The 12031-nt window shown below is 59.0% G+C and carries 12 protein-coding genes; 8 read left to right on the forward strand and 4 right to left on the reverse strand.

Features of this window, described 5'->3' with window-relative positions:
• Positions 1-11 precede the first annotated feature (11 nt).
• The 4 genes from nqrF to sthA all read left to right on the forward strand — a co-directional run bounded on the left by nqrF (position 12) and on the right by sthA (position 4077).
• Positions 12-1238, forward strand: coding sequence for an NADH:ubiquinone reductase (Na(+)-transporting) subunit F (gene nqrF, locus ACIGHL_RS04530; protein WP_181689967.1), 1227 nt, complete (start codon positions 12-14; stop codon positions 1236-1238).
• A 1-nt stretch (position 1239) separates the two neighbouring features.
• Positions 1240-2265, forward strand: coding sequence for an FAD:protein FMN transferase (locus ACIGHL_RS04535; RefSeq protein ID WP_128119431.1), 1026 nt, complete (start codon positions 1240-1242; stop codon positions 2263-2265).
• Complete coding sequence (gene nqrM, locus ACIGHL_RS04540; RefSeq protein WP_045428877.1) at positions 2262-2492, forward strand: (Na+)-NQR maturation NqrM; 231 nt, start codon at positions 2262-2264, stop codon at positions 2490-2492. Before ACIGHL_RS04535 ends, nqrM begins: the two co-directional genes overlap by 4 nt.
• Before the next feature lie 190 nt (positions 2493-2682).
• On the forward strand, positions 2683-4077 hold the full coding sequence (sthA, locus tag ACIGHL_RS04545; protein ID WP_045428875.1) for a Si-specific NAD(P)(+) transhydrogenase: 1395 nt from the start codon (positions 2683-2685) through the stop codon (positions 4075-4077).
• 113 nt (positions 4078-4190) lie between these two features.
• On the opposite strand, the gene ACIGHL_RS04550 is transcribed toward sthA, so the two are convergent.
• Genes ACIGHL_RS04550 through ACIGHL_RS04560 form a run of 3 tightly spaced genes read right to left on the reverse strand, consistent with a single transcriptional unit; the run spans position 4191 to position 5791 of the window.
• A complete protein-coding gene (locus ACIGHL_RS04550) occupies positions 4191-4913 on the reverse strand; it encodes a glycerophosphodiester phosphodiesterase (protein ID WP_128119430.1) in 723 nt (240 codons plus the stop codon).
• Positions 4910-5215, reverse strand: coding sequence for a hypothetical protein (locus ACIGHL_RS04555; RefSeq protein WP_046161980.1), 306 nt, complete (start codon positions 5213-5215; stop codon positions 4910-4912). The genes ACIGHL_RS04550 and ACIGHL_RS04555 overlap by 4 nt, the downstream gene beginning before the upstream one ends.
• A 3-nt stretch (positions 5216-5218) precedes the next feature.
• Positions 5219-5791 (reverse strand): PilZ domain-containing protein, encoded by a 573-nt coding sequence (locus ACIGHL_RS04560; protein WP_128119429.1) that lies wholly within the window; start codon positions 5789-5791, stop codon positions 5219-5221.
• Positions 5792-5891: 100 nt separating this feature from the next.
• Here ACIGHL_RS04560 and ACIGHL_RS04565 point away from each other — a divergent pair, with 100 nt between their 5' ends.
• Genes ACIGHL_RS04565 through ACIGHL_RS04575 form a run of 3 tightly spaced genes read left to right on the forward strand, consistent with a single transcriptional unit; the run spans position 5892 to position 9092 of the window.
• Positions 5892-7139, forward strand: coding sequence for a lipoprotein-releasing ABC transporter permease subunit (locus tag ACIGHL_RS04565; RefSeq protein WP_128119428.1), 1248 nt, complete (start codon positions 5892-5894; stop codon positions 7137-7139).
• A gap of 7 nt (positions 7140-7146) precedes the next feature.
• Entirely contained in the window at positions 7147-7845 is a 699-nt protein-coding gene (gene lolD / locus ACIGHL_RS04570; RefSeq protein WP_128119574.1) for a lipoprotein-releasing ABC transporter ATP-binding protein LolD, read from the forward strand.
• Entirely contained in the window at positions 7845-9092 is a 1248-nt protein-coding gene (locus ACIGHL_RS04575; RefSeq protein ID WP_128119427.1) for a lipoprotein-releasing ABC transporter permease subunit, read from the forward strand. Before lolD ends, ACIGHL_RS04575 begins: the two co-directional genes overlap by 1 nt.
• 8 nt (positions 9093-9100) lie before the next feature.
• Here ACIGHL_RS04575 and ACIGHL_RS04580 read toward each other — a convergent pair whose 3' ends face one another.
• Entirely contained in the window at positions 9101-9616 is a 516-nt protein-coding gene (locus tag ACIGHL_RS04580; protein ID WP_045428862.1) for a DUF2062 domain-containing protein, read from the reverse strand.
• 180 nt (positions 9617-9796) lie between these two features.
• On the opposite strand from ACIGHL_RS04580, the gene ACIGHL_RS04585 reads away from it, so the two are divergent.
• Positions 9797-12022 carry a DNA internalization-related competence protein ComEC/Rec2 gene (locus ACIGHL_RS04585; protein ID WP_216706883.1) on the forward strand — a complete coding sequence of 742 codons (2226 nt, stop codon included), beginning with the start codon at positions 9797-9799 and terminating at the stop codon, positions 12020-12022.
• Positions 12023-12031 lie beyond the last annotated feature (9 nt).

Genomic DNA, 12031 nt, shown 5'->3' on the forward strand with positions numbered 1-12031 from the left:
GACGGGATGAACTGATGAGTTACGAAATTTTCCTCGCCATCGGCATGTTCACCGCCATCGTGCTTGCACTGGTGGTGATCATCCTCGCGGCTCGCGCCAAGCTGGTCTCCAGTGGCGACGTGAGCATCGAGATCAACGGCGAACGCACCATTACGGTACCGGCGGGCGGCAAGCTCCTGCAAACATTGGCCGCTAACAACATCTTCCTCTCGTCTGCCTGCGGCGGCGGTGGCACTTGCGCTCAGTGCAAGTGCATCGTCGAGAGCGGTGGCGGCGAGATGCTGCCTACCGAGGAGTCGCACTTCACGCGTCGCGAAGCTGGCGAAGGTTGGCGCCTGTCCTGCCAGACCCCGGTCAAAGCGGATATGAAGATCGAGGTTCCGGAGGAAGTTTTTGGGGTCAAGAAGTGGGAATGCACGGTTCTGTCAAACCCGAACGTCGCTACCTTCATCAAAGAACTGACCTTGAAGCTGCCGGAAGGTGAGAAAGTCGATTTCCGAGCTGGCGGGTACGTTCAGCTGGAATGCCCGCCTCACGAGGTCCGCTACAAAGATTTCGATATCCAAGAGGAATATCGTGGCGACTGGGACAAGTTCAACCAGTGGAAGTACGTGTCGAAGGTCGAAGAAACCGTGATCCGCGCCTACTCCATGGCCAACTACCCGGAAGAGGTTGGACTGGTGAAGTTCAACATCCGTATCGCCTCCCCGCCTCCAGGTAAGGATGACCTGCCTCCAGGCCAGATGTCTTCGTGGGTATTCAGCTTGAAGCCCGGCGATAAAGTGACCGTTTACGGGCCTTTCGGTGAGTTCTTTGCCAAAGATACCGATGCGGAAATGGTCTTCATCGGTGGTGGTGCCGGTATGGCGCCGATGCGTTCGCACATCTTCGATCAGCTCAAGCGTTTGAAGTCCCAGCGCAAGATGAGCTTCTGGTACGGCGCACGCTCGATGCGCGAGGCCTTCTATGTTGAGGAGTACGATCAGCTGCAGGCCGAGAACGACAACTTCCAGTGGCATTTGGCGTTGTCCGATCCGCAGCCGGAAGATAACTGGAACGGCCCAACTGGCTTTATTCACAACGTGCTGTACGAGAACTACCTGAAGGACCATCCGGCGCCCGAGGATTGCGAGTTCTACATGTGCGGTCCGCCAATGATGAACGCCTCGGTGATCAAGATGCTCACCGACCTGGGCGTCGAACCAGAGAACATCCTGCTCGACGACTTTGGCGGCTAGTATGACCCCTGCGTTACTTCAGCCCGTCATCGTTGCCGCCCTGGCGGCAGCCCTGACGGGCTGTCTGTTTCAGGACGAGGTAGAAAGTTTCGGTGGTCCCACCATGGGCAGCACCTACTCGGTGAAGTACGTGGCCGGTGATGTCGCAGTGTCCAAAGAGCAGCTGCGAAACGAGACGGATGCAATTCTGGCCGAGATCGACAGCCAGATGTCTACGTACCGTGCCGATTCGGATATCGAGACTTTCAACGCGCTTCCTTCCGGCGCCTGCATGGCCATGCCCGAAGGGGTCCTCGAGCTCCTCCGAGCCGGTCAGCAGCTGTCGGAGGAGAGCGACGGGGCTTTCGATCTGACGGTTGAACCGTTGCTCAATCTATGGGGCTTCGGTCCTCACGGAACCGGCGAGCGTGTGCCCTCTGCCGAAGAGATAGCCACGGCTCGCGGCAACATGGGACATGAGCATCTTCGGATTGATGGCGAGCAGCTCTGTAAAGACGCAGCCGTACAAATTGATTTCAACAGTATCGCTGCGGGTTATGCAGTGGACCGGGTGACCGCACATCTAGAGGCTTCCGGCGTCCGCCGTTACCTTGTGGAAATCACCGGCGAGCTCAAGGCTCTCGGCCGTAAACCCGGCGGGGAGCCCTGGCGTATCGCAATCGAGGCACCGCACGACAACGAGCGAGTAGCGCAGCGGATTGTCGAACTCGACGGATTTGGTGTCTCCACGTCAGGTGACTATCGAAATTATTTCGAGCGTGACGGTAAGCGGTATTCGCACACGCTTGATCCACTGACCGGTGCGCCGATCGATCATCACTTGGCCGCCGTGACGGTTGTCGATCCCTCGACATTGAGGGCAGATGGGTTGTCTACTGTGTTGATGGTGCTGGGGCCCGAACGAGGTTTGGCATACGCGGGGGAGCGAAACATTGCAGCGTTCTTCGTGATTCGTGAAGGGCAGGAATTCATTAGCAAAAGCACTGAGGCCTTTGATGAGCTATTCGGTGCGGGAGTAAGCAAATGACTTGGTTGATCGTGTTTCTGGTCATGTTGCTGGTGGTCTTCGGTATGTCCATCGGCGTAATCATGGGCCGCAAGCCCATTGCAGGCTCCTGCGGGGGCATCGCCAATCTTGGCATCGAGAAGGAATGCTCGATTTGCGGTGGTAGCCGTGAGAAGTGTGAAGAGGTGAATCAAGAGGCGAGCCACGGTGACAAAGCAGATCTCGCATACGACGCGACCAGACGCTGATAGCCGTTTTTGATCGAAAGGCCCGGGATATTTAGCGCTCCGGGCGTTGGTCTTTGCATGCAGTGCCGGCGCAACCCATGCATCGGCGCGACGATCCAGGCGGCGGTGCGTCGATAGCAAGTTCCGTCACCCGGTTTTACCGAATACGTTAACAGCGGCAGGGCTGCCTGCTGCGTGGTCTGGGGTGAATATGGCTGTCTACAATTACGATGTGGTGATACTAGGCTCGGGCCCTGCCGGCGAAGGCGCGGCGATGAACGCGGTCAAAGCTGGGCGCAAGGTCGCCGTGGTTGATAGCAGGCCACATGTGGGTGGTAACTCGACCCATCTGGGGACTATCCCGTCAAAAGCGCTGCGCCATTCGGTGCGGCAGATCATGCAGTACAACACCAATCCACTGTTCCGTCAGATCGGGGAGCCCCGTTGGTTTTCGTTTCCCGACGTCCTGAAAAGTGCCGAAAGCGTCATCGGTAAGCAGGTCACTTCCCGCACGGGGTATTACGCGCGTAACCGCATCGATATCTTCTTCGGAACCGCTAGTTTTGCCGACGAGCAGACCGTGGAAGTGGTCAGTGCCAATGGCATGGTTGAAACCCTGGTGGCCAACCAGTTCATCATCGCGACAGGCTCGCGGCCCTATCGCCCCGATGATGTCGACTTTACCCATCCCCGTGTCTATGACAGTGACACCATTCTTACGCTGAGTCACACACCGCGTCGTCTGATCATCTACGGAGCCGGTGTGATCGGCTCAGAGTACGCATCGATCTTTAGCGGTCTCGGTGTCTTGGTTGACTTGATCGACAACCGCGACCAGCTGCTCAGCTTCCTCGACGATGAAATCTCCGACGCGCTGAGCTATCACCTGCGTAACAACAACGTACTCATCCGTCATAACGAGGAGTACGAGCGTGTTGAAGGTGTGGATAACGGCGTGATCCTGCACCTTAAGTCGGGCAAGAAGATCAAGGCTGATGCTTTCCTCTGGTGTAACGGCCGAACCGGCAATACCGACAAGCTCGCCCTGGAAAACATCGGTCTCAAGGTCAATAGCCGCGGCCAGATCAAGGTCGACGAGCACTACCGCACTGACGTCGGAAATATTTACGCGGCTGGCGATGTAATTGGTTGGCCATCGCTAGCGAGTGCCGCTTACGATCAGGGGCGCTCGGCGGCAGGTAGCATCGTGGAGAACGACAGCTGGCGTTTTGTCGATGATGTGCCCACCGGCATTTACACCATTCCGGAGATCAGTTCGATCGGTAAGAACGAACGTGAACTGACCGAAGCGAAGGTGCCATACGAAGTGGGCAAGGCTTTCTTCAAAGGCATGGCGCGCGCGCAGATTTCAGCCGAGCCGGTCGGCATGCTGAAGATCCTCTTCCATCGCGAGACGCTGGCGGTGCTAGGCGTGCATTGCTTCGGCTATCAGGCATCGGAGATCGTGCACATCGGTCAGGCGATCATGAACCAACCGGGCGCGGCGAACACGATCAAGTATTTCATCAATACCACCTTCAACTACCCGACCATGGCCGAAGCCTATCGCGTGGCCGCTTTCGACGGGCTAAACCGGCTTTTTTGAGCGGCTCCGACCGGTGGCCTGAGCCGGTCGGAGAAGACACCCGAGGCTGGCGGTGGCCTAATCGGGAAAGTTTTTAAGGCAGGTTGCTGGGCCGCCAATGAGGCGGCCTCGCTTTATGCGTTGCGCAGCGTCGTGACGGCAAGGCCGGGATAGTCAGTGATCAGGCTGTCGACGCCGAAATCGGCTAGTCGACGCATCAGAGCTGGCTCATTGACCGTCCAGACCGATACATGAAGGCCGAGTTGGCGGGCTTTGGCGATTCGTTCGGGTGTGCATAGGGTCCATTTCAATGCCAGTAGCGAGCAGTCGTACTGCTTGGCTACTTTCAGCGGGTCGAGCCAGGCGTACTCGGCCACCAGGCCGCACGACAATTCAGGAGTCAGCCTTTTCAAGGCCCTAAGCACCTCCCTCGAGCCGGATGTGACGGTAATCCGCTCGGTCAGTCCATGGTGCTCAGCCAGTGCCTTGATCGCCAGGACAGTCCGTGCCGCGCGCACCCTCGAAGCGCTTTTCACTTCCAATTGCCAATGCTCGAAGTCGCACTGCTCAAATAGCTCCGCTAGGCGCGGGATGGGGCAGGGGTGTTTCCAGTGGGGGCCGCTGTGGCGCGCGTCGTACTGGATCAACTCGTCTGCATCACGCTCGACGACCTTGCCGCGTCGCCCCGTGGTGCGTTTGAGCGTGGGGTCATGGATGACCATCAGCTCGCCATCTTTTGACAGGTGCAGGTCGAGTTCGCATCGGCGCACGCCATGGGCGAGGCACTGCTTGAAGCCGTCCAGGGTGTTTTCAGGCGCTTCGCCCTTTGCGCCGCGGTGGCCATAGATAAGCGTCACGGTTGTCTCTCTGATTGCAATGATGTGGAGCGTCGGTGATGAATAACGCTGTTGATGACCCGGTTGCCCTCGAAGTAGACAGAAAAATCGCGGTAATCCCAACGAGTGATAGGTGGCTGACCGACAGCTGCGTGCTCCTCATCGGCTAAGCCAAAACGATCAAGTACGTCGATTTTCGCATCGCCGCGGCTGGGCAGCTGGAGGTCGGCCGGGCCTTGCTGGCCGACCGGAATTTTGATGTCTTCGGCGCGTGCCGACGTGTTCAGGCTGAAAATCAGCAGTAAGAGCAGAAAAGGGCGCATCCATCAGGTTCCTTGCAGGCTTTCAAGAGCCAGGCGTCGTTCCGTCGCCTGTTTCTGCAGGATATGCCGCGCGAGGAGTTGCCGTTGTGCATCAGTCAACGCTTCAAAGGATGTACCGATTGCAAACTGCCCGCCCTCCAGTGCTTGGCAGCTCGCTATGCGTGCAGTCAGCAGCATGCCCAGGCCCTGGGGCATCAACGCCAGCTTGAGTGTCCAGGTTGAGCCTTCGTCAAGCGGCTGGTCATTGGTGAAACTAATGCCCCCTTCCGACAGCACGGTCGCCCGAGCTGGCCCGAGGTCCTGCAACAGGTCCTGGGCGAGCGCCTGACCAATCAGGTCGATGCGCTTGTTTTGCACTTTCAGGTAGTTGGCCAGCGTGCGGTTGCCCTCGGCTATCTGACGCAGCAGATGCTGAGCTTCAAAGTCGAGCTGATGGAGTTCGCCGAGCAATTCGAACCGTTGCGTCGAACCGTTACCTGAGACTGTTTCGGCGTGTTCCGGCGGCAGGATTTCAAGTGCGATCATATCCTCGATACGATAGTATTCGCGGCGATCTTCGGTGTCTTCAGTGGGCATGTCGATCCCTGAGCTGCAGTGATGACCTGAGTGTATCAGGCCGCTTGGCATCGTCATTCAGCTTGTTATTTCCCGCCAGCGAAAGCGAACCCAACGATTTATGTTCAGACCGCTGTCCGTGTATATCGGGGCGCGCTACACACGCGCCAGACGTCGCAGCCTCTTCGTCTCCTTCATTTCCTTTACGTCCATGATCGGGCTGGCACTTGGTGTGCTAGTAATGATCGTTGTGTTGTCTGTGATGAATGGGTTCGATCATGAAATGCGCAGCCGTGTGTTGGGTATGGTGCCGCACGCTACGATCGAAAGCTCGAGCCCAATCGACGACTGGCCGACATTAGCAGAGCGGCTCGTGCAGCATCCTCAGGTCGCTGCGGTCGCGCCGTTCATACAAATGCAAGGTTTACTGACTCATCGCGGGCAGGTCACCAAAATTCTGATTAACGCCGTGGACCCGGTTATCGAGCCGGAAGTCTCCATCGTGGGCCAGTTTTTTCGCGAAGGCACTCTGGCCGATCTGGCCCCCGGCGAGTTCGGCATTGTTATCGGCGACAAGGCGGCCAACACCTTGGGCGTAGAGGTCGGCGACAAGGTTACCTTCGTCGCCCCTGAGGTTACCGTCACGCCAGCCGGTGTATTTCCCCGTATGAAGCGGTTCACCGTGCGCGGTATTTTTCACGTCGGGGCCGGTGAGATTGATGGTTATGTGGCGATGGCCAACATCTCCGATCTGGCACGCTTGCACCGCTGGCAGCCGGATCAGGTCCAAGGGGTGCGCTTGCGTTTCGTCGATCTGTTTCAGGCCCCGCGTATTGCATGGGAGCTGGCGGGTCAGCTGGGTGATGACTTCTACTCCCGGGATTGGACCCGCACCCACGGCAACCTGTACCAGGCAATCCGCATGGAAAAGGCCATGATCGGGTTGCTATTGCTGCTGATCGTCGCCGTGGCTGCCTTCAATATCATCTCCACGCTGGTCATGGTCGTGACTGACAAGCGTGGCGATATTGCAATCCTGCGAACGCTTGGCGCGACGCCACGGCAGATCATGGCGATCTTCATGGTTCAAGGGACGGTGATAGGGGTCGTCGGCACGCTGGTGGGAGCATTACTCGGTATCTTCGCGGCGCTCAACGTAAGCAGTTGGGTCGCGGCGCTAGAGAGGTTGATCGGGCATAAATTTCTCAGCGCAGACGTGTATTTCATCGACTATTTACCGTCTCGACTGATGACCGCCGATGTGGTCCAGGTCTGCGTGGCGGCACTGATTCTTAGCTTTTTTGCCACCCTATATCCGGCGTGGCGTGCGGCGCGGACACAACCGGCCGAGGCGTTACGATATGAGTGAGTTGTTTATGAATGAACGGTCTGCGAAAGAGGCCGCGGTACTGAGCTGCCGCAACCTGGGCAAGCGCTACGAGCAGGGTCCGGAGTCGGTCAGTGTGCTGTCCGGGCTTCAGTTGGAGTTGTTTCCCGGCCAGCGGGTCGCCATTGTCGGTACTTCCGGCTCTGGCAAGAGCACGCTGCTAAATTTGCTCGGCGGGCTGGATACGCCAAGCGAAGGAAGCGTATGGCTGGCTGGAGAAGAGCTTTCCGCACTCAGCGAGAAGGACCGGGGCCTGTTGCGTAACCGTGCCCTTGGCTTCGTTTACCAGTTCCATCATTTGCTGCCTGAATTCAGCGCTCTGGAAAACGTATGCATGCCGCTGCTGATAGGCAGCGCGCCGATAGCGGAAGCACGTATGCGGGCGACGGAACTGTTGCAACGAGTAGGGCTTGGCCACCGACTCGCTCATAAGCCCTCGGAGTTGTCCGGGGGAGAGCGTCAGCGCGTAGCGATCGCCCGTGCGCTGGCGAACCGTCCGGCGCTGGTGTTGCTCGATGAGCCGACCGGCAACCTCGACCATCATACTGCTCAGGGGATTCAAGACCTGATGCTGGAACTGAGCAGCTCATTACGTACGGCCTTCCTCGTCGTCACCCATGATCCACAATTGGCCGGCCAGATGGATCACATCTTGCGCCTGGAAGATGGCCGGTTGGTGGCTGGCTAATGTTCAGGCCGCTCAGCATCTTCATTGGCAGCCGTTACACGCGGGCCAAGCGTCGCAATCATTTCATTTCATTCATCTCGCTGACGTCCATGATCGGGCTGTCGCTGGGCGTGCTGGCGATGATCATTGTGCTGTCCGTCATGAATGGCTTTCAGCGCGAAATGAGCAACCGTATCCTGGGCATGGTGCCGCACGCCGTGATAGCCGGTGACGGAAGGCCGGTGGACGGCTGGCAATCGCTGGCCGAGCAGCTACGTGCGCACCCAGGGGTGCTCGGTACGGCACCGATCACCCAGCTTGAAGGCATGCTTTCTTACAGGGGGGCGATGCAGCCGATTGAAATCAAGGGCATCGATCCGAAGGCCGAAAGCGAAGTGTCTATCCTCGGCTCGAAGATGGTCGCAGGCAGTCTCGACGACCTAGAGGCCGGGGAATCCGGCGTAATTGTCGGGCTGATGACTGCGCGTCGATTTGGTCTGAAGCTGGGCGATAAGCTCACGCTGATCGTGCCTGAGCTCAGCGATGCGCCTGGTGGTATTACACCGCGGATGCAGCGTCTGAACGTCGTCGGGGTGTTCAAGGTGGGAGCTGAGCTGGATGGTAGCTTGGCTATGATTCACCGAGCCGATGCAGCCCAGATACTTCGTTGGCAACCAGATCAGGTCGAAGGAGTGAGGGTCAGGCTGGCTGATCTTTATCGGGCTCCGCAGCTCGCAACCGAGCTTGTAGCCGGTCTCGGCAAGGGTTATCGCAGTGAGGACTGGTCGCTTACCCAGGGGAGTTTATTCAGTGCGATGAAGATGGAAAAGACCATGATCGGCCTGTTGCTTCTGCTGATCGTGGCGGTGGCAGCGTTCAATATCATCGCCACCCTGATCATGGTAGTCGCCGACAAGCGAGCGGATATCGCGATCCTGCGTACCCTTGGCGCAACGCCACGGCAAATCATGGCGATCTTCATGGTTCAGGGAAGCATCATCGGAATGACGGGAACTCTGATAGGGACGGTGCTGGGCGTGCTTGGGGCGATGAACGTCAGTGCCCTGGTGGCCTGGCTGGAAAAGGTATCGGGACAGCACATCTTCAGTTCGGATGTGTACTTCATCAGCACGCTGCCATCTGAACTGCGGCTGCAAGATGTCTTGCTGGTAACGCTGGCGGCGCTACTGCTCAGTTTCCTGGCGACGGTCTATCCCGCTTGGCGGGCAGCACAGACACAGCCGGCTGAAGCGCTGCGCTACGAATAAGGACAGTCTTAGCGGCGGTCCATCTGCCGCTTGCGCCAACTGCGTCCGACCCACCAGCGCCAATAGCTCTGAGTGGCAATATAGCCCAATATCGCCACCACAACGCCGACAACGAATGAGCCTAGGAAGAGCGGTTGCCAGTGGCTGTCGAGCATCTGACGCACCCAGGCAAGGCTGAGCTCCATCGGCATCGGGGAAACCGGCGTGTCCAGCAGCCAGGCGCCTACCTTGTAATTGCAATAGAACACCGGCGGCATCGTCAGTGGGTTAGTCAGCCAGACCAAGCCCACAGCGATCGGCAGGTTTGCCCTTGCTGGCACGGCGCACAACGCGGCCGCCAGCATCTGCAGGGGCATCGGGATCATGGCCCAGAACAGACCGATAGCCATCGCTCTGGAAACCGAGTGCCGGTTGAGATGGAGCAGGTTGGGGTCATGGATCAACGTGCCGAGAAACCGCAAAGACTTGTGTGCCTTTAGACGGTCGGGGTGAGGCATGTAGCGTTTAAAAAAACGACGCGGCATGAAGATTCTCTGGCGGGGCGAAGCGCGCCCGATTATGCCTGAAACGAGACCCGGCGCTGAGAGGAGTTTGTGACATAAATTCTACACTGTGAGCGCCGACAGGACGTCGGTCAGGCTATGTGACTCGGCGGTTAAGCTATCCGGAGCGGCCAGTCACGGGAAAGGAATCCAGGAGAACCGATGCGTACAGCGATGCTGGCGCTGGCAGCAGGCCTTCTACTGCTGCGTTTTTTACCGCAATTACCGCCTGTCTCAGCGTTGCCGTTCATATTGGCGGCGGGCCTGGTCTTGCTTCCGTTCCGCTGGCGAGCGATCGGTTGTTTTCTCTGCGGGTTTGCATGGGCGTGTCTCAGCGCCCACGAGGCGTTGGATGACCGCCTTTCAACCGAGCGTGATGGCCGTACGTTCTGGCTCGAAGGTACGGTGAGCGACCTGCCCGATGTTCGTGGCGGTGTGGTGCGTTTTGAACTGGTCAATATATCGTCCCGGCATAGCGACCTGCCGTCCAGGCTTCGCTTGGCATGGTACGGCGGCCCCAGGATGCAGGCGGGTGAGCGATGGCGGCTCGCTGCCAAATTGAAAAAGCCACGGGGCTTGGTTAATCCCCACTCTTTCGATTACGAGGCCTGGCTCTTGGCGCGGCGGATCGGTGCCAGCGGCACGATCAAAGCCGGAGAGCGCGTGTCGGTGGCAGCGGGAGGGCCGGGATGGCGCGATCAGCTGCGGCAACGCTTGTTGGCGGTCGATGCTCAGGGCCGCTCCGGCGCCATTGCCGCGCTGGTGGTGGGCGATGATAGCGGCCTGTCCACCACGGATTGGCGCACGCTCCAGGACACCGGAACCGTTCATTTGATGGTTATATCGGGGCAGCACGTGGGCATGCTGGCCGGCTTGCTTTACGGCCTGGTGGCATTGTTAGCGCGTTGGGGAATCTGGCCGCGGCGCGTCGCCTGGTTGCCCTGCGCTTGTAGCCTGGCCTTGGCTGGAGCGCTTGCGTACGGCTGGCTGGCGGGTTTTGAAGTCCCGGTCCAGCGGGCGCTGGTGATGGTCGCTCTGGTGCTCCTGTGGCGTTTGCGGTATCGGCATTTGGGTGTCTGGCTGCCACTGCTGATCGCCCTCGATGCTGTACTGCTGTTGGATCCGCTAGTAGGGCTGCAGTCGGGCTTCTGGTTGTCTTTCCTGGCGGTGGCGCTTCTTGCGCTGGTGTTCCGCGGCCGGCTTGGTAGCTGGAGTTGGTGGCGCGCATTAGGCCGTGCACAGTGGAGCATGGCCCTGGGCCTGTTGCCGATCCTGCTGGCGCTAGGCTTGCCGGTTAGCCTGAGTGGGCCGATTGCCAACCTCTTTGCAGTCCCACTGGTCAGCGCGGTAATCGTTCCGCTGTCGTTGTTAGGCACGTCCTTGTTGTGGTTGCCAGGCGTTGGCGAGCCGGTGCTATGGGTGGCCGGTGGGTTATTGGCAATTCTCTTTGATGCGCTGCAATGGCTTGCCGGCTGGCAGCCGGCGTGGCTACCAGCGTCATTGCCGTTTTGGGCTTGGCTGCTGGTTGCGCTTGGGACGCTGCTGATCCTGCTTCCGCCCGGAATACCGTTTCGGGCGTTGGGTCTGGTGTTTCTGCTACCGCTGCTGTTTCCACCCATCGACAAGCCGGCAGTAGGGCAGGCGGAAGTCTGGCTGTTCGACGTCGGTCAGGGGCTCGCTGTGCTGGTCCGCACGCATGACCATGCGCTGCTGTACGACACAGGGCCGCGATATGGTGACTTCGACATCGGCGAGCGGGTTGTATTGCCGTCGTTGCGCACGCTGGGGGTGAGCGGTCTCGATTTGCTGATTCTCAGCCATGCCGATAGCGACCATGCGGGTGGCGCTTCGGCGATCCAGCGACAGATACGAGCTGGGCGAGTGGTCAGCGGTGAGCCGGCAAGACTGCCTGCTTCGCTAGGCGCCGAGATGTGCCGCTCCGGAGACGCCTGGGAATGGAATGGGGTCCGCTTTACGCTTTGGCAATCACCACGGGCCAGAGATGGAAACCAGTCCTCCTGCGTGCTGCTGATCGAGGCGAGCGGCGAACGTCTGCTGCTCACTGGCGACATCGACGTGGATACCGAGCAACTGCTCCTGACGAGCGACATGCCGCTTGAGGTCGATTGGTTGTTGGTGCCACATCACGGCAGTCGCAGCTCGTCGTCAACCGCATTCATCGAGGCAACAGGAGCCGGAGGTGCGCTCATCTCGCGCAGCTTGCATAACGCATTCGGACACCCGCATCCGGAAGTGCTGCAGCGGCTGCACACTGCCGGGGCGCGACTTTATGACACGGCAGAGCTAGGAGCGATTCGGATTCGCCTCGGCCGTTTTGAGCCTGTTCTAGGATTACGTACCAAGCGTCGATTCTGGCGGGAAAAATGAGAACCGGGG

This window comes from Pseudomonas sp. NPDC077451 (genome assembly GCF_044543345.1).
In the GTDB taxonomy this organism is placed as follows: domain Bacteria; phylum Pseudomonadota; class Gammaproteobacteria; order Pseudomonadales; family Pseudomonadaceae; genus Stutzerimonas.